This is a genomic window from Pigmentiphaga kullae (assembly GCF_004216695.1).
Lineage (GTDB): Bacteria > Pseudomonadota > Gammaproteobacteria > Burkholderiales > Burkholderiaceae_B > Pigmentiphaga > Pigmentiphaga kullae.
In genome coordinates this window covers 2463093-2480243 of the sequence record NZ_SGXC01000001.1, presented here as the reverse complement: position 1 = coordinate 2480243, position 17151 = coordinate 2463093, and the positions used below count along the sequence as shown (strand labels likewise).

Annotated in this window: 18 protein-coding genes; 8 read left to right on the top strand and 10 right to left on the bottom strand. The window is 67.0% G+C overall.

Annotated features, from left to right (window positions below; genetic code table 11):
• Positions 1-51: 51 nt before the first annotated feature.
• Together EV675_RS12095 and mnmA are read left to right on the top strand one after the other, a co-directional pair.
• Positions 52-546: an NUDIX hydrolase gene (locus EV675_RS12095; protein ID WP_242621391.1), complete on the top strand. Its 495-nt coding sequence runs from the start codon at positions 52-54 to the stop codon at positions 544-546.
• A complete protein-coding gene (gene mnmA / locus EV675_RS12090) occupies positions 533-1642 on the top strand; it encodes a tRNA 2-thiouridine(34) synthase MnmA (RefSeq protein WP_130357473.1) in 1110 nt (369 codons plus the stop codon). The genes EV675_RS12095 and mnmA overlap by 14 nt, the downstream gene beginning before the upstream one ends.
• A gap of 25 nt (positions 1643-1667) precedes the next feature.
• Here the strand turns inward: mnmA and EV675_RS12085 are convergent, their stop codons facing one another.
• From EV675_RS12085 to EV675_RS12075, 3 genes are all read right to left on the bottom strand, one after another.
• Positions 1668-2624 (bottom strand): PDR/VanB family oxidoreductase, encoded by a 957-nt coding sequence (locus EV675_RS12085; protein ID WP_130357472.1) that lies wholly within the window; start codon positions 2622-2624, stop codon positions 1668-1670.
• A 64-nt stretch (positions 2625-2688) separates the two neighbouring features.
• Positions 2689-3681 (bottom strand): tripartite tricarboxylate transporter substrate binding protein, encoded by a 993-nt coding sequence (locus EV675_RS12080; protein WP_130357471.1) that lies wholly within the window; start codon positions 3679-3681, stop codon positions 2689-2691.
• The gene (locus EV675_RS12075; protein WP_130357470.1) at positions 3678-4934 is read right to left on the bottom strand and encodes a Rieske 2Fe-2S domain-containing protein; all 1257 of its coding nucleotides are present in this window, start codon (positions 4932-4934) and stop codon (positions 3678-3680) included. The genes EV675_RS12080 and EV675_RS12075 overlap by 4 nt, the downstream gene beginning before the upstream one ends.
• Positions 4935-5101: 167 nt before the next feature.
• On the opposite strand from EV675_RS12075, the gene EV675_RS12070 reads away from it, so the two are divergent.
• Positions 5102-5992 carry a LysR family transcriptional regulator gene (locus tag EV675_RS12070; RefSeq protein WP_165404562.1) on the top strand — a complete coding sequence of 297 codons (891 nt, stop codon included), beginning with the start codon at positions 5102-5104 and terminating at the stop codon, positions 5990-5992.
• Between the two features lie 44 nt (positions 5993-6036).
• Here the strand turns inward: EV675_RS12070 and EV675_RS12065 are convergent, their stop codons facing one another.
• Positions 6037-6966, bottom strand: a complete 930-nt coding sequence (locus EV675_RS12065) for a dihydrodipicolinate synthase family protein (protein WP_130357468.1) — start codon at positions 6964-6966, stop codon at positions 6037-6039.
• 16 nt (positions 6967-6982) lie between these two features.
• The gene (locus tag EV675_RS12060) at positions 6983-7687 is read right to left on the bottom strand and encodes a FadR/GntR family transcriptional regulator (RefSeq protein ID WP_165404561.1); all 705 of its coding nucleotides are present in this window, start codon (positions 7685-7687) and stop codon (positions 6983-6985) included.
• A 223-nt stretch (positions 7688-7910) separates the two neighbouring features.
• Between EV675_RS12060 and EV675_RS12055 the strand changes: the two genes are divergently transcribed.
• From EV675_RS12055 to EV675_RS12045, 3 genes are read left to right on the top strand one after another with little or no spacing between them, the layout of a single operon-like run.
• A complete protein-coding gene (locus tag EV675_RS12055; protein ID WP_130357466.1) occupies positions 7911-9035 on the top strand; it encodes a Re/Si-specific NAD(P)(+) transhydrogenase subunit alpha in 1125 nt (374 codons plus the stop codon).
• Positions 9035-9364 (top strand): NAD(P) transhydrogenase subunit alpha part 2, encoded by a 330-nt coding sequence (locus EV675_RS12050; RefSeq protein WP_124688255.1) that lies wholly within the window; start codon positions 9035-9037, stop codon positions 9362-9364. Before EV675_RS12055 ends, EV675_RS12050 begins: the two co-directional genes overlap by 1 nt.
• The gene (locus EV675_RS12045; protein ID WP_130357465.1) at positions 9364-10797 is read left to right on the top strand and encodes an NAD(P)(+) transhydrogenase (Re/Si-specific) subunit beta; all 1434 of its coding nucleotides are present in this window, start codon (positions 9364-9366) and stop codon (positions 10795-10797) included. Before EV675_RS12050 ends, EV675_RS12045 begins: the two co-directional genes overlap by 1 nt.
• A 75-nt stretch (positions 10798-10872) precedes the next feature.
• Here EV675_RS12045 and EV675_RS12040 read toward each other — a convergent pair whose 3' ends face one another.
• The 3 genes from EV675_RS12040 to EV675_RS12030 form a co-directional block, all read right to left on the bottom strand.
• Positions 10873-11169 carry a helix-turn-helix domain-containing protein gene (locus EV675_RS12040; RefSeq protein ID WP_130357464.1) on the bottom strand — a complete coding sequence of 99 codons (297 nt, stop codon included), beginning with the start codon at positions 11167-11169 and terminating at the stop codon, positions 10873-10875.
• 80 nt (positions 11170-11249) lie between these two features.
• On the bottom strand, positions 11250-12146 hold the full coding sequence (locus tag EV675_RS12035; RefSeq protein WP_130357463.1) for an alpha/beta fold hydrolase: 897 nt from the start codon (positions 12144-12146) through the stop codon (positions 11250-11252).
• A gap of 3 nt (positions 12147-12149) precedes the next feature.
• Positions 12150-12905 carry an enoyl-CoA hydratase/isomerase family protein gene (locus tag EV675_RS12030; protein WP_130357462.1) on the bottom strand — a complete coding sequence of 252 codons (756 nt, stop codon included), beginning with the start codon at positions 12903-12905 and terminating at the stop codon, positions 12150-12152.
• 112 nt (positions 12906-13017) lie between these two features.
• On the opposite strand from EV675_RS12030, the gene EV675_RS12025 reads away from it, so the two are divergent.
• Together EV675_RS12025 and EV675_RS12020 are read left to right on the top strand one after the other, a co-directional pair.
• Complete coding sequence (locus tag EV675_RS12025; protein ID WP_130357461.1) at positions 13018-14559, top strand: class I adenylate-forming enzyme family protein; 1542 nt, start codon at positions 13018-13020, stop codon at positions 14557-14559.
• A gap of 64 nt (positions 14560-14623) precedes the next feature.
• On the top strand, positions 14624-15349 hold the full coding sequence (locus EV675_RS12020) for an IclR family transcriptional regulator (protein ID WP_207221944.1): 726 nt from the start codon (positions 14624-14626) through the stop codon (positions 15347-15349).
• 13 nt (positions 15350-15362) lie between these two features.
• On the opposite strand, the gene EV675_RS12015 is transcribed toward EV675_RS12020, so the two are convergent.
• Both EV675_RS12015 and EV675_RS12010 read right to left on the bottom strand, forming a co-directional pair.
• Positions 15363-16079: an aspartate/glutamate racemase family protein gene (locus EV675_RS12015; RefSeq protein WP_130357459.1), complete on the bottom strand. Its 717-nt coding sequence runs from the start codon at positions 16077-16079 to the stop codon at positions 15363-15365.
• Between the two features lie 20 nt (positions 16080-16099).
• Positions 16100-17086, bottom strand: a complete 987-nt coding sequence (locus EV675_RS12010) for a Bug family tripartite tricarboxylate transporter substrate binding protein (RefSeq protein ID WP_130357458.1) — start codon at positions 17084-17086, stop codon at positions 16100-16102.
• Between the last annotated feature and the right edge of the window lie 65 nt (positions 17087-17151).

The window sequence follows — 17151 nt, the reverse complement described above, 5'->3', positions numbered from 1 at the left end:
CGGCGCCCCCCCTTTGATAAAATCCCCCATGGATCCGAACGAGTACCCTCCATGGTCTGGACGCCCCGAGTCACCGTCGCCGCCGTGATCGAGCGCGACGGCAAGTTTCTGGTCATCGAGGAAGACACCGACGACGGCGTCAGGCTGAACCAGCCGGCTGGCCACCTCGAAGCCGGCGAGTCGCTCGAGTGCGCCGTCAGGCGCGAAACCCTGGAAGAGACCGCGCATCCCTTCGTACCGTCGGGATGGCTGGGCACGTACCTGTGGCGCCCCGAAGCCGCCGATGCGCCGACTTTCCTGCGCTTCGCCTTCGTGGGCGAGGCAGGCCAGCCGATTCCCGGCCGCGCCCTGGACGAAGGCATACGCCGCGCGTTCTGGATCTCCGCCGACGAACTGCGCGCCCGGCAGGCCGAGCACCGCAGTCCGCTGGTCATGCGCTGCGTGGACGACTATCTGCGCGCGCGGGCGTCGGGCCGGCCGTGGCTGGCGCTGGACGCGCTCTACACACATACGGCAATCGTGGATACGCATCATGGCAAGCAGTAAGGGACGCATCGTAGTGGGCATGTCCGGCGGCGTGGATTCGTCGGTCAGCGCCTGGCTGCTGAAACAGCAGGGCTACGAGGTGGTCGGCCTCTTCATGAAGAACTGGGAAGACGACGACGATTCCGAGTACTGCTCGACCCGCCAGGACTGGCTGGATGCCGCCAGCGTGGCCGACGTCATCGGCATCGACATCGAGGCGGTCAACTTCGCCGCCGAATACAAGGACCGCGTGTTCGCCGAATTCCTGCGCGAGTATTCGGCCGGCCGCACGCCCAATCCCGACGTGCTGTGCAACGCCGAGATCAAGTTCAAGGCCTTCCTGGACCATGCCATGCGCATGGGCGCCGAACACATCGCCACCGGCCACTACGCGCGCGTGCGCCGTGTGGAGTCGGGGCCGCAGGCCGGGCGTCACCAGTTGCTCAAGGCCCTGGACCACACCAAGGACCAGAGCTATTTCCTGCATAGGCTGAACCAGGCGCAACTGTCGCGCACGGTCTTTCCGCTGGGCGAGATCCGCAAGACCGAGGTGCGGCGCATCGCGCACGAACTGGGTCTGTCCAATGCCGCCAAGAAGGACTCGACCGGCATCTGCTTCATCGGCGAGCGGCCTTTCCGCGAATTCCTGAACCGCTACCTGCCCACCCAGCCGGGACCGATCCGCACGCCCGAGGGCCAGGTGCTGGGCCAGCACGTGGGCCTGTCCTTCTACACGCTGGGCCAGCGCAAAGGCCTGGGCATAGGCGGCGTCAAGGGCCGGCAGCAGGAAGACGGCACCGCCGACGCCTGGTACGTGGCGCGCAAGGATCTGGCAAGCAATACGCTGTATATCGTGCAAGGCCACGATCATCCCTGGCTGCTGGCCGATAGCTTGCGGGCCCAGCAGGCCTCGTGGGTGGCGGGCGAGCCGCCGGCGCCGGGCAGCTATGGCGCCAAGACGCGCTACCGCCAGCCCGACGCCCCCGCGATGCTCGCCGCCGCCGGCGGCGAAACCTTCGAACTGAGTTTCCCCGAGCATCAATGGGCCGTCACTCCCGGGCAATCCGCCGTTCTGTACGACGGCGAAGTCTGCCTGGGGGGCGGGATCATTTGCTGACCCCCTTCGGGGCGCGGGGGCGCGGCTAGATATCCAGTACCAGCTTGCTGCCCTTGCAGCCCGACACGCAGACCATCATGGTCTTGTTCGATTCCCGCTCGCGCTCGGTCAGCACCGAATCGCGGTGATCGGGCGTGCCTTCCAGCACCGCGGTTTCGCACGCGCCGCACACCCCTTCGCGGCAGCTGTAGTCGGCGTCGATACCCGCTTCAAGCAGCGCATCGAGCAGCGCCATGCAGGCCGGCACGTCGATGGTCTTGCCCGACTTGGCCAGTTCGACCTGGTAGCTGCCCTCCTGCGCCGCCGTGACTTCGCCGGCGGCGGCGAAACGCTCGATATGCACGTTCTGGTAGCCCAGTTCCTTGCAGGTGGCCTCGAAGGCATCCAGCATGGGCGTGGGACCACAGCAATAGAAGTGCGTGTCGGCAGGCTGCGAACCGAGCAGCTCGCGCAGGTTGGGCGGACCGCCCGCCTGGTCGTCGAAGCGCGTCGTGACCTTGCCGCCCGAGGCCACCAGCTCGTCGACGAACGCCGCCTCGCTCTTGGTGCGCGCGCAATAAACCAGTTCCACCGGCTTGCCGATGGCGCGCAGGCGGTTGTACATGCAGAAGATGGGCGTCACGCCGATGCCGCCGGCCAGCAGCACCGACTTGGCCGCCGACTCGTCCAGCTCGAAGTTGTTGCGCGGCGGCGCGATCTTGATGGTCGAGCCCACGCGCAGCTGCTCGTGCACGAAGCGCGAACCGCCGCGACTGTTACGGTCGTTCAGCACGCCCACCACGTAGCGATGCCGCTCTTCGGGCGAGTTGAACAGCGAATAGCTGCGCACCAGGCCGTTGGGCAGATGCAGGTCGATGTGGGAGCCCGCGGCGAAGGCAGGCAGTTCTTCGCCCGTGGGCGAGCGGAACTCGACACTGATGATGCCCTGCGCTTCAAGGCGGATGGCGTGAACCAGTACCGTAAGGAGTGAGCTGCTGTTCATGAAGGGATCGTTGAAGAAACAGGTGAGGCAACGGCGCGCAAGGCGGCCGCGCCCCGCTTCGCCACTACTGCTCTATCTCGAGGTTCCGCTCCTTGGCCAATTTGGACCAGCGAAGCGTGTCGCGCGCCATGATCGAGGCAAGTTCGGCGCCCGTCGACCCGACCGGTGTCATGTAGAGCGCTTCCATCTTCGTCCTGACGGCCGGCTCCTCCAGCACGCGGCGGATGTCCTGACCGATCTTGTCGACGATGGCCTGGGGCGTACCAACAGGGGCGAATGCGCCGACCCACATGTCTGCCTGGTATCCGGCCACGCCCTCTTCGGCAATGGTCGGCAGATCCGGAAACGCCCGGCTCCGTTCGGAAGAAGCGATCCCGATCGGACGCAGCCGGCCGCTCTTGATGAAGCCGCTGGCGCTGGCCAGATCGGCGATGGTGATCTGCGTATCCCCCGCGATCGTACTGGCAAGCGCCAGCGCAGCCCCCTTGTAGGGAACCTCGAGATACTCGATGCCGGCCATGGCCTTGAACAACTGGGACGGCAGCAAGGTTCCCGGGCCGCCATTGGCATGATTCAAGGCGCCCGGCCGTTGCCTGGCAAGAGTGATCAGGTCCTTGGCCGTGTTCGCCTTCAGGGACGGATTGGCCAGCAGCACGAGCGGAATGCTGTTGATCAGCGAAATCGAGACGAAGTCCTTGCCGGGTTGGTAGCGCAGCGTCTTGTAGACAGCCGGATTGATGGCCATGGCGCCGTCGTGGACCACCATCAAGGTATAGCCGTCCGGCTGGGCGCGCGCGACCGCTTCGGCCCCGATCATCATCGACGCGCCGGGCCGGTTCTCCACGACCACCGGCTGGCCCCAGACCTCGAGTAGCTTCTCGGCAAGAATGCGCGCGGTCGTGTCGATCGATCCGCCGGGCGCGGTCGGGACGACGATCTTGACCGGACGCGACGGGAATTTGTCGGCATCGGCCGCGATGGCGGCGCCCGTCGCCACGCAACTACAGGCGACGACGATCCAGGCGACATGGCGCCGCAGGCTGAAACTCGTTTTCATACAGTCTCCTTCATGGTAAATGCGCGCCAGTCCACCTCCGAACCGTCGAAGGAAACCGACCTGGCGTGGATCGACGCATAGTCGAAGCCGGTACGCCACGGCGCTTCGCCGGTGCCCAGCCGCTTCAAGGCCTCGAGAAAAAGCCGGCGCACCTTGACGATGATGATGTCGGCCGACCCCAGTTGCTCTTTGGTCCGGTCGACCCGCTTGCCCATCGACGACTGGACGACGAAATCCTCGAACGACAGGTTGGTGGTAAGCCCGCTGAAATGCCCGTTCTTCATCGCGGCGCGATCCTGGCCCCACAGGTGTTCCGGCTGGCCGAGATTGGCGGCGAAGTTGTCCGGATCGTCGGCGGTTCCATGGAACAGCGTCGTGATCGCTTCCTCGGACAGCGGTCGGGTCGGGTGATAGAGGATGTACCACTCCGCGCTGGTCTCGTCGTCGATCGGCACGCTGATCCGGGCGCTGAAGGGGCCTTCTTCGGGACCGGGGATGAAGGTGTAGAACGGCATGACGATCTCGCGGATGCGGGCATAGACCGAACCATCGTCCAGGCCGCGCAACGCCGCTTCCTGCAAGCCGTAGGGCGTATCGTTCATTTCGAACTTCGGCGTCGTATCCTGCATCATCATGGCAAGATTGTCGCGGGTGCTCGTCTCGATGGGACCTTCCTCACCCAGGAAACCGCGGTGCAGGAATGCCACGTGGGACGAATCGATGTGAGCCTCCACGCCTTGCATCCAGTTGTACGGAACCACGCCGCGCCGGATGCACACCTGTTCCGCAGGCAGGGTGTTGAACAGGAAATCCGGGAATGGCGGCGCTTCGCCCTGTCCCAGGTAGACCCAGACCACGCGGCCCGCTTCCCGCACCGCGTATTGGCTGACCCGCACGCTCGCGCAGAAGCGTTCACGGCGCGCCTCGGGCTCACAGGGTGCATCGACCAGACGCCCCGCGGTGTCGAATTTCCAGCCGTGGAAAATGCACCGCAGGCCGTTTTCCTCGTTGCGCGCCAGCGCCATCGACACGCCCCGGTGCGGACAGGCCTCGTCCAGCAATCCAACGCGGCCGTCCGTCCCCCGGAAAGCGACGAAGTCCTCATTGAAAAGACGCACGCGCACAGGCGCGCCATCCCGCTCCAGCGCGCCCGACCGGATCGCCGGTATCCAATACTGGCGCAGCAGGGTACCCATGGGCGTACCCGGCCCGGTACGCGTCAACAGTTCGTTCTCTTCCGCTTTCAAAGGCATGTCGAATGTCCAGGTCTGACTAACATGCCGGCATGATAGGTTGAGAAATAACTCAATAAAATTGAATTTTGATATATAACAGTTGAGATAAAACTCAACCGCAACGCCAGGACGGACGACAGATGAAATCCGAGGCGATCGAAAGATTCTTCCGGACACGGCTCCGCATGAGCCAGATACGCCTGATCGCGGCCATCGACGATCTCAAGCAGCTACGCCGCGTGGCCAGCCTGCTCAACGTCACGCCCCCCGCGATCTCGAAGCAGATCGCGGAAATGGAAGGGGACCTGGAAGAGAAAATTCTTCGGCGCGTCGGCAACCGGGTGGAGTTCACCCCGACCGGCACGCTGCTGGCCCGCCATGCCCGCCAAGTGCTGGATCAGATAGAACGGACGCGGATCGAGCTCATCGAGTTGCTCGCCGGCGCCGCCGAGCAGATCGGCATCGGCGCGGTCCCCACCGTGGCGCCTTTTTTTCTGCCCGCGCTGGTGCGCGATCTGCGCGCGAGGTTTCCGGGGACGACGATCCGGCTGCGCGAGGGCCGGTTCGCCGAACTGGCGCCCTTGCTGGCGGACGGCACGCTGGACATCATCCTGGCCCGTGATACGGAGCACCGGCTGTCCCCCCGCTTCGAGCAGCGCGTGATCATGAAAGATCCGCTCGCCATCGTGTGCGGCCCCGGCCATGCCCTGGCGACGAGACGAAGCGTGCAGTGGCGCGACGCGGATGGCCTGCCCTGGATACTGCCGATCCAGGGTTCGTCCACCGCCATCCTGCTGGAACGGATTTTCCATGCGCAAGGCATCCGGCCGGGGAACGGTTCGGTCGAGTCGATCGCGCTGTCGGTCAACACGTCGTTGCTGCGCGCGAACAGCATGCTGGGAATCATGCCGACCGCCTACGTCCGCGACTATGTCAAGGCGGGAGACATCAGCGTCCTGCCGCTCTCGACCGCGGCCGCGCAGGACGAGATCAAGGTCGTCTGGCGGCTCGACGACACCGCGCCGGCCACCGACCTGCTGCTACGGTTCGTTCACGAACACGCCAGGCTGCTGTAGAACCGGCTCCAGCAGCGAGGGGACACCCATTCGTGGACGGCGATTCAGTCTTCTCTCAACCCCGGCATGTCGAAGCCCAGTTCCTCCAGCTTGCCGATCAGCTCCGCTTCCTGCTCCCCCGGCAGCTCGGTCAACGGCGGACGCACGGCGCGCCAGGCCTGGTCTTGCGCGAAATAAGAGATGACCGCCTTGAGCGCCGGGATCATCGAGTACTTCTGCACCAGTTCGCGGGTCTGGGTGACCTTCTGCTGCAGGGCTTCGGCGTCGGGGCCCTGCCAGTTGGCGTAGAGCTGGCTGATGGGACCGGGGTTGATGTTGCCGGTGGCAGTGATGCAGCCCTTGCCGCCCGCGCGCAGGCCGCGCAGCAGCAGCGTTTCGCTGGCGGGGAAGACGTCGAAGCCGGTCGAGGCGAAGGCGTCGATGACGGACTTGGAGTAGTTCCAGTCGCCCGACGAATCCTTCAGGCCCACGACGGTGTCGGGATAGGCCTTGATCAGGCGCTCGATCAGCGGCAGCGAGATCGGCACCTGCGACACCGGCGGGATGTGATACAGGTAGACGCGCAGCGCCGAGTCGCCGACGTTCTCGATGACCTGGCTGTAGTAGCGGAACAGGCCTTCGTCGGGCACGCCCTTGTAGAAGAACGGCGGCAGCATCAGCACGCCGGCCGCGCCATGCTTGACGGCGGCGGCGGTCAGTTGCGAGGCCTCGGGCACCGAGCACGCGCCGGTGCCGGGCATCAGCTTGGCGCCGGGGATGCCGTCGGCGACGAGCTTGCCCATCAATTCGATCTTCTCGGTGGCCGACAGCGAGTTGGCCTCGCTGTTGGTGCCGAAGATGGCCAGGCCGGCGCAGCCGCTGTCGAGCAGCCACTGGCAATGGCGAGCGAAGCGGTCGGCATCGGGCAGCATGTCGGGCTGGAACGGCGTGACGACCGGGGCAAGCAGGCCTTGCAGGCGGGGAGGTGCGGACATGTCTCTCTTCCTTGGGTCAATGAGATTGGATGCGTTGCAGGCGGGCCATGGCGTTGCTCATGTGGGCATGGGCGGCCTGCCGGGCGGCGGCTGGATCGTGCGCGGCGATGGCCTCGTAGATGGCCTCGTGTTCCATCGTGATGTCGGCCAGCCAGCCTGCCTGCTCGCAATTGCGGCGGCTGATGGAGAGCTGGTTGCGGGTATGGCGTTCCAGGAATCCGAAGAAATCGTCGTAGACCGGGTTGTTGGCGGCGCGCGCGATGGCCCGGTGGAACAGGATGTCTTCCTCGACCCCGTCGCCGCCACGCTGGCTGGCCTGGTTCAGGATCTTGAGCGCCTGGCGGATGTCCTTGACCTGAGCCGCGGTGGCGCGGGCGGCGGCCAGGGCCGCGGCCTCGGTCTCCACGCCTATGCGCAGTTCGAACACCTGTTGCACGATGGCGTTCGCCTCCTGCCGCTCGCCATCGATGCGGAACGGCCGGCCCGCGGGCGTGGCCGCGACGAAGGCGCCCAGCCCCTGGCGGGTGGTGACCAGGCCGTCGGACTTCAGGCGCGCGATGGCCTCGCGCACCACGGTTCGGCTGACGCCGAAATCTGCGGCCAGGCGTTCTTCGGTGGGCAGGCGGCTGCCGGCTTCGCGTTCGCCCGACACGATCTGCGTGGCGAGCACTTCGCTGAGCTGTTCGGCCAGGTTGCTGCTGCGCAAGGGAGTGGATGACATGCGGTGACGAAAGCGGTGGGAAAACATCGAAGCAAGCATATTGCCCGGTTATCATACAACCCGTCAACCAGAGGAGAATTGCGTGCCGTGCCGTGCCGGCCCGAGCGGCCGATTTGACGGGGCATGCTAGGATGCTCCGGGCGACGCGAGGGGAATCGCCACAGGCCGCGCAAGACGGCAACGCCCTTGTGTTCGACCGCCACAACGCAACGAGGAGAATCTCATGAAGATTGGGGTCCCGACTGAAATCCGGCCGGGGGAGACACGTGTTGCCGCAACGCCGGAAACCGTGAAAAAACTGTCGGCAGGCGGCAACCAGGTGCTGGTGCAGGCCGGCGCCGGGCGGCAGGCCAGCTTCCCCGACGAAGCCTACGCCGCCGCGGGCGCCACGCTGCTGCCCGATGCCGCGCAGGTCTACGCGCAGGCAGAACTGGTGCTGAAGGTCCAGGCCCCGCAGGAGTCCGAACTCGCGCTGCTGCGCGCGGGCCAGATCCTGCTGGGCATGCTCAACCCCTTCGACGCGCAAGGCCTGGAGAAACTCGCCGCCACCGGCGTGACCGGCTTCTCGCTCGAGGCCGCGCCGCGCATCACGCGCGCGCAGAGCCTGGACGTGCTGTCCTCGCAGGCCAACATCGCGGGCTATAAGGCGGTCATCGTCGCGGCCGACCACTACGGCCGCTTCATGCCCATGCTGATGACCGCCGCCGGCACCGTCAAGGCCGCGCGCGTCGTCGTGCTGGGCGCGGGCGTGGCGGGGTTGCAGGCCATCGCCACCGCCAAGCGGCTCGGCGCGGTGGTCGAGGCCTCGGACGTGCGTCCCGCCGCCAAGGAGCAGATCGAATCGCTGGGCGCCAAGTTCATCGACGTGCCCTACGAGACCGACGAGGAACGCGAGATCGCCCAGGGCGTGGGCGGCTACGCGCGCCCCATGCCGGCGGCGTGGATGGCGCGCCAGGCGGCGCTGGTGGCCGAACGCTGCAAGCAGGCCGACATCGTCATCACGACCGCGCTGATTCCGGGCCGCCCCGCGCCCGTGCTGGTCAGCGAGGAAACCGTGGCCGGCATGAAACCGGGTTCGGTCATCGTCGACCTGGCCGTGGAACGCGGCGGCAACTGCCCGCTGTCCCGGCCCGACCAGGTGGTCGAGGCGCACGGCGTGAAGATCGTCGGCTACACCAACCTCGCCGCGCAGGTGGCGACCGACGCGTCCGCCCTGTATGCCCGCAACCTGCTGGACTTCCTGAAGCTGGTGGTCGCCCTGGACGGCGCTCCCGCCATCCAGCGCGAAGACGAGATCGTTGCCGCCTGCATGGTGTGCGACGCCAACCGCGTGCTGAGGAACAAGTAATGGAACTCATCGACCATACCATCATCAACCTCATCATCTTCGTGCTGGCCATCTACGTGGGCTACCACGTGGTCTGGAACGTCACGCCGGCCCTGCACACCCCGCTGATGGCCGTCACCAACGCCATCTCCGCCATCATCATCGTCGGCGCCATGCTGGCCGCGGCGCTGACCGACACCGGCCTGGGCAAGACCATGGGCGTGCTGGCCGTCGCGCTGGCCGCGGTCAACGTGTTCGGCGGCTTCCTGGTCACGCGGCGCATGCTCGAGATGTTCCGCAAGAAGCCCAAGGCCGCCCCGGCCGACGCCGCCAAGCAGGAGGCCCGCTGATGCTATCGCTCAACGTCGTCACCCTGCTCTACCTGATCGCCTCGGTGTGCTTCATCCAGGCGCTCAAGGGCCTGTCGCACCCCACGACCTCGCGCATGGGCAATACCTTCGGCATGGTCGGCATGGCCATCGCCGTGCTGACCACCGCCGCCCTGATCGGCAAGCTCGCCGCCGAACCCCTGGCCGGCCTGGGCTGGGTCGTGCTGGGCCTGCTGGTGGGCGGCACCGCCGGCACCATCATGGCCAAGCGCGTGGAAATGACCAAGATGCCCGAGCTGGTCGCCTTCATGCACAGCATGATCGGCCTGGCCGCGGTGTTCATCGCCATCGCGGCGGTGGCCGAACCGCATGCCTTCGGCATCGCCGATCCAGGCATCCCCATTCCCACCGGCAACCGCATCGAGCTGTTCATCGGCACCTTCGTGGGCGCGATCACCTTCTCCGGGTCGGTCATCGCCTTCGGCAAGCTGTCGGGCCGCTACAAGCTGCGCGTGTTCCGCGGCGCGCCGGTGGTGTTCGCCGGCCAGCACATGCTGAACCTGCTGCTGGCCCTCGTCATGATCGGATGCGGCATCTGGTTCGCGGCCACCCAGGACTGGACGCCGTTCGTCATCATGACGGCGATCGCCTTCGTGCTGGGCGTGCTCATCATCATCCCCATCGGCGGCGCCGACATGCCCGTCGTGGTGTCGATGCTCAACAGCTACTCCGGATGGGCGGCGGCCGGCATCGGCTTCTCGCTCAACAACCCCATGCTGATCATCGCCGGGTCGCTGGTGGGCTCGTCGGGCGCGATCCTGTCCTACATCATGTGCAAGGCGATGAACCGGTCGTTCTTCAACGTGATCCTGGGCGGCTTCGGCGGCGACGCCTCGGCGGCCGGCGCGGCGGGCGAACAACAGCAGCGCAGCGTCAAGTCGGGCAGCCCCGACGACGCGTCCTTCATGCTGACCAATGCCGAGACCGTGGTGATCGTGCCCGGCTACGGCCTGGCCGTGGCGCGCGCGCAGCATGCGCTGAAGGAACTCACCACCAAGCTGACCGAGAAGGGCGTGAACGTGAAGTACGCGATCCATCCGGTGGCCGGCCGCATGCCGGGGCACATGAACGTGCTGCTGGCGGAAGCCGAAGTTCCCTATGACCAGGTATTCGAAATGGAGGACATCAACTCCGAGTTCGGCCAGGTCGACGTGGTGCTGGTGCTGGGCGCCAACGACGTGGTGAACCCCGCCGCGAAGAACGATCCCAAGTCGCCCATCGCGGGCATGCCCATCCTCGAGGCCTACAAGGCGCGCACCATCATCGTCAACAAGCGGTCGATGGCGGCGGGCTACGCCGGCCTGGACAACGAACTGTTCTACCTGGACAAGACCATGATGGTGTTCGGCGACGCGAAGAAGGTCGTCGAGGACATGGTCAAGGCCGTGGAGTAGGTCCGGTGGACTGATTGGCCGGAATCTCGCGGCGGGCGCGCCCCGCCGCCGGGATTCCGCCATCCCCTGGCGGGATCAGACGTCGTCCTCGCCCGCCGTGCCGCCTTCGGTTTCCCAGCGCCGTATGGCCTGGACCGCCCTTCGGTTGAACTTCAGGCGCACCCCTTCGCCCGCCCCGTTCTCGGCCAGGAACACCGCCCCGGCCTGTTCCAGGGCCTCCTGCAACTGCTGACGAACCGGGTCGCCGGGTTGACGGGTTCGATACTCGAAATCCCGGATGACATCGACGTCGATGCCGGAAGCCTCGGACAATTGTTCGCGGGACCACTCGATCAGGGCACGTGCGGCTCGGCACTGGGCAGCGCTAATCATGGCAACATCCTTTTCAAGATTGCGGGTTCCTGCAGGCGACCACGATGGATCGCTTCAGCTCCCCCATAGTGCCATGACCGTCAACCGCTGAGAACCGCACCGCCGATCAGCGCGCGCAGGACGGCGACCAGCGCCACCGGCTGGTCCAGCATCAGATAGTGGTAGGCCTGTGGCACGACCACAGGCCCGCGCCCATGCCTGAGATGAGCCACGGTGCGCTCGGCATCCTCCTGCCGGATGACGCTGCTGAACTCCCCACGCACATAGTCCACGGGTATATCCAGGCCGGCCAGCAGGCCCGACATGTCCGCCTCATGCGGTCCCGGCGGCAGGTGGGGATCGAATTTCCACAGCCAGCCGCCCTGCTGCCGCCTGAGGGAATGATGGGCGACGTGATCGACCAGGAACCCGTTGTCGCAGGGCTGCGGCGGCGTCAGCCGGTAACGGGCCCGCGCGCTGGCGAAGTCCGGATACGGGTCGAGCCTGGGACGCCGGGGCGGCGCGGCATGGCTGGGCGGACTGTCGGCAAAGCGACAGATGCTGTCCACCGCCACGACGTGCCGGATCCTGTCGGGAAAATCCGCGGCGGCGCGCAGGGCCCGCGCGCCGCCGAAACTGTGTCCCACCACGACCGCCGGCCCCAGCGCCGCATGCTCGATCACGGCGCCGATGTCGGCGGCAAAGCCCCGGGCCGTGTAGGCAGAGCGATGGCCGCTGTCGCCCATGCCCGACAGGTCCATGGCCACGACCCGGAAAGCGTCGGTGAAATACGGGGCGATGAAATCCCAATAGCGGGCATGCGCGCGATAGCCATGCACGAACAACAGACCGGGCTTGTGGGCGTGCTCGAGCCCCCAGGCCAGGTAGTGCAGGCGCGCGCCTTCCGCCATGACCCAGTGCGATTCGGCCGGCCGGGCCATGACGCGGAGATACCAGTCTGGGCCGGACAAGGGGACCGCCGCTTCGCTCGCCTGCATCGGTCAATCCAGGCGGGCGCGGGGTTGCGCGCCGGCGGCGTCGAGAATGGACGCATGGCGGCTGGACTCGGCGATGTCCAGGCGGGCCTGGGCAACCTCCTGGATATGCCGGACGATGGTGGCGCGGCGCTCGGCCAGCACCAATCGCTTGGTCAGGCGGTTGGCGTGGAAGGAGTTGCCCGCCAGCGTGCGCGCCAGCGCCAGCGCCTCGGCATAGGGATCGGCGGCGATCCGGTTCACCAGGCGGATCGCCTGCGCTTCTTCGGCCGAGTAGGCCCGGCCGGTCAGCATGATCTCGAGCGCAGCCGCTTCGCCCACCAGGCCCGGCAACGTGATGTCGCTGATGCCGGACAGCATGCCGTGTTCGACCTCGGGGAAGGACAGGCGCGCGTCGGGGCCGGCAATGCGCAGATCGCAATGGATGGCCAGCGTCAGGCCGAAGCCGATGACATAGCCGTGCAAGGCGGCGACCACGGGCTTGGTGAGCTCCACGCCCACGGACGGAATCGCATTGGCCAGGACGTCGGTACCGACGGTGCCGCCGGTCTCTTTCATCGCCTTGAAATCCGAACCGGCCGAGAATGCCCGCGGGCCTGCCCCCCGCATCACCAGGGCCCGCACCTCGTCACGCGCCTCGGCCTGCCGCCATATGTCGGCCAGCGCCTGTTTATGCGCGGCATCCAGCGCGTTGAGCCGCTCCGGACGGTTCAGCGTGACGACGAACACGCCGTCGCCCATGCCTTCGAATTCGATGCTCATCGGTTGCTCCGCCGTGCCCCGGTTGCGGGGCACATCCTGGGCGATTTTAGGAAGAGTTTGTATAGAGCACAACTTGTGTTTATTATGAACATACCTTTTCCCATTCGACGCCATGACCCTCCCTGCGCTTCTCGAACAAGCCCGCCGGGCCTGGCCCGACCGCTGCGCCGTGATCGACGCGGACAGCGGCCGGCGCTATGGCTTTCCGGAGTTGGTGGACGAAGTGTTCGCCTTCTCGCGCCGGCTGCTCGCGGCTTGCGGCACCCGGCCGGGCGACCGTGTCGCGCTGCTGGGGGATGCCACGCCGGACTTCCTGTTCGCGGACTATGGCGTCATGAGCGCGGGCCGCGTCCGGGTATCGCTGGACCCCGCCCTGGATCCGGCCGAGCAGCTTGCCCAATTGCGCGACGCCGGCGCCAGGCTGTTGCTGTACTGCCCCTCCCAGGCCGACCGGGTGCAAGCCTTGCGCCCGGACTTGGCGGCCGGCGGCATCGAGGCCCGTCCGCTGGACAGTCTTGCCGACGCCGCCGGCCCGATCCCGCCCGGCGCGCCGCCACCCGTCGCGTGCGAGCCGGACTGGATCGCCGCGCTGAACTACACGGGCGGCACCACCGGCCTGCCCAAGGCCGTGGTGCACACGCACGGCAGCTATTGCGCGGCCCTTCACAACATCGTGGCGGCGCGCCGGCCGTGGACGGGCGACCGGATGCTGAACGTGCGCCCGCTCTGGCCGATCGCGGCGATTTCGCTGCTGGCCCATCTGCTGCAAGGCGGCACGCTGATTCTCGGCGCCCACTTCGAGCCCCGGCGTTTTCTCGACCTGGTGGCGCGCTACCGGCCGACCTGCACCTCGCTGGTCCCGACGCACCTGGTCCGCATCCTGCGGGCCTTGCCCGAGGAGCGCACCGGCCTCGACACGCTGTCGTGCATCGAAATCGGCGCCGCCGCGATGCCGCCGGAACTGTTCGAACAGGCGGTGGCCGCCTTCGGCCCCGTCTTCTCCGTCATCTACGGCCTGACCGAAGCGCCGTGGACCTGCTACCGGCCGCCGCCCGCCGCCTCCGAACTGCTGGCCGATCCGGCCGGCACGCTCGGCCTGGTCGGCCCCACGACCGACCGTGCCGAAGTCGCCATCGGCGACGGCCGGGCTCCCCTGCCCGCGGGCACGGTCGGCGAGGTGCTGATACGCGGCGCCCACGTCATGCGCGGCTATTGGAACCAGCCCGGACTGACGGCGGCCGTCCTGGACGGAGGGTGGTTCCATACCGGCGACCTGGGCTGCCTCGATGACCAGGGGCGACTGCGCATCCAGGGGCGGGCCAAGGCCATCATCCGCACGGGCGGCAAGTCGGTGCAGCCGGCCGAGGTGGAGCAGGTGCTGTGCAGCCACCCTTGCATTCTCGAGGCAGCCGTCGTCGGCATCGCGGATCCCGAATGGGGAGAGATCGTCGCCGCGGCCGTCGTCGCGCGGCCCGGCACCCATCCGGGCGGCGATGAACTGGCGGCCTTCTGCCGGGAACGTCTGTCCGCGCACAAGCGCCCCAAGCGCCTGGTATTCATGGACGCCCTGCCGCGCTCCCATTACGGTAAAGTGTTGACCAGGAAGATCCAGGACGCGATCGCCGCCCGCCAAGACTGCCCCCCTTTAGCGTGAACAGGCCCTAGCCTTGCAGATGACGCCAGAACACCGCCCGCCGGACGCCGAAGGCACCGGGCGGGTGCAATCCGTAGACCGCGCCTTCATCGTGCTGCGCGAACTGGCCAGCACGCCGCAGGGCGCCACGGCGCTGGACCTGTCCCGCCGCACGGGCATAGAACGGACCACCGTCCATCGCCTGCTCAAGACACTCGTGCATTGGGACATGGTCACGGCCGACGACGGCGTCTATGCGCTGGGCCCCGAGTGCCTGCTGTTCGCCACGGCGCATGCCAGCCGGCTCAACGTGCGGCGCGCGGCGCTGCCCTACGCGGTCGAGCTGCAGGAAAAAGTCCTGCACGGACGTTCGGCGCTGGTTTCGATATCGGTGCCGGCGCGCGACCGCGTCATCATCGTCGAACGCATCTGGACGCCGCGCACGCCCATGAACGTCATCATCGACATCGGCAACCAGTTCCCCATCGACGACTGCGCCAGCGGCAAATCCATCCTGTCCACGTATCCCGATGATCTGTGCCTGGCCACGCTGGGCCAGGCCCGTTACGACAAGGTCCGCCCCACGCTGCGCAAGATACGCCAGGCGGGCGGATTCTGCGCCACCGTCGGGCAATACAAGCGCGGGCTCGCCTCGCTCGCCTGCCCCTTCCATGGACGGGGTCCGGCGGCGCTGGGCGCCATCGTCGTCTCCGGCCTGGACCTGGACGACTGCCTGGACACGGACTCCTCGCTGGCGCAGCACCTGTACCGGGCCTGCGAGAACGTCTCGGCCGCGCTGCAGCACGGCTGACGCCGCGCGCGCGTCAGGCCTGCGGATAACGGCGCGGCCGCAGGCCCGCCTGGAACCAGTTGATCAGCGACACGCCGTCGAACACCGGGATGCCGAAGCGTTCGGCGATGTCGGCGCTGAACGGCGTCATGTTGGCGCATTCGGACACGATGGCGCCGACGTCGGGATGGCTGCCCAGCAGGCGCTCCGCCGCCTGCAGCACTTCGGCGCGCATGGCCTCGAACCGCGGCACGGTATCGCCCGACTTGATGGCCGTGACGAACACCGAATCGGCCGGCATGCCTTCCACCGGCGTGTCGGCCGCCACGCCCACCGCCTCGAGATGCGAGGCATGCAGGCTCTCGCGGCTGAAGGTCAGTATCCCCACCCGCTTGTCCGGCGCGATCAGGCGATGCGCCAACGGCACCTGCAGCAGGCTGCTGGAGGCCACCGGCACGCCGCAGGCCGCCGTCAGTTCCCGCTGGTACAAGGCCAGGAAACCGCAGGTCGTCGCGATGCCGTCTACGCCGCCGGCAACCAGGTCCAGCGCGGCGGCCTTGAACTCGTCCAGCAGCCCCGAGGACTCGAGCGCCATCATCTTGTCCGGCGTCGCGCCTTCGACGACGCGGTACTGCACCGGGAAGTCCCAGGTACCCGCATGGCCGACGTCGCCCGGCAGGCGGCGAAACCCGGTCTTGACCATCAGGATCCCCACGGACACGCCGTGGAAAGTTTTCTTGCGTCCGGCCACCCTTGCTTTCTCCGTCGCGTTCACTTGGGTTCGATCTTCGCGTCCGCGACGGCCTGCGCGTACTTCTTGCTTTCCTGCAGGACGTAGTCGCCGAACTGCTTGCCCGTGACCGTGCCGGCCACCATCCCCTGCTTGTCCAGCCACGACTTGAACTGGGGCGACCCCAGTACCTTGGTCAGGCCGGCCTGGATGCGCCTGGACACGGCTTCCGGTATGCCGGCGGGCCCCCACATGCCGTACCACGAGACGAAGTCCATGTTCGGCACTCCCGCCTCGCCCAGGGTGGGTACCGAAGGCAGCAGCGCGCTGCGGCGCTCGCCCGTCACGGCGATGGCCTTCAGGCGGCCGGTGCTGACGAAAGGCAAGGTTGTCAGCACGGGATCCATGATCGCGCTCAACTGGCCGCCCACGATGTCGGTCAGCGCCGGGGCCGATCCCTTGTAGATCACCATGGGGATCGACGTGCCCGCGCGGACGTTGAAGGTCTCCATGGCCAGGTGGCCGCCGGAGCCGAAGCCGCCGACGCCGAAGTTGATCTTGTCCGGATGCGCCTTGGCCTGCTTGATGAAGTCGCCCACGTTGTCGATGCCGCTTTGCGGCGAGACGACGAAGACCAGCGGCGTGCTGGCCACCATGCCGATGGGCGTGAAGTTCTTGTGCAGGTCGAAGCGCTGCTTCTCTTTCATCACGAGCGGATTGACGATGACCGTGCTGGCCGTCAGCAGCAGCACGTGGCCATCGGGCTCGGCACCGGCGACATATTCGGCGCCGATGTTGCCGGAGGCCCCCGCCCGGTTCTCGACCACCACCTGCTGGCCGAACTCTTCGGACAACTGCGCGGCAAGCGCGCGCGACAGTGCATCCACCGTGCCGCCGGGCACATAGGGCGCGACGATCCGCACCGGCTTGACGGGGAACCCCTGCGCAAAGGCCTGGCCCGCCACGAGAGCCAGAACAGCCGTTGCGCCCACCGTCATTCTCTTCATCATCCTGACCGCTTTCTGCATTCCGATACCCTCGATCGATTGTTCGCAATATGGACAACCTGTGCGAATCAAGGTTAGGTTATGCG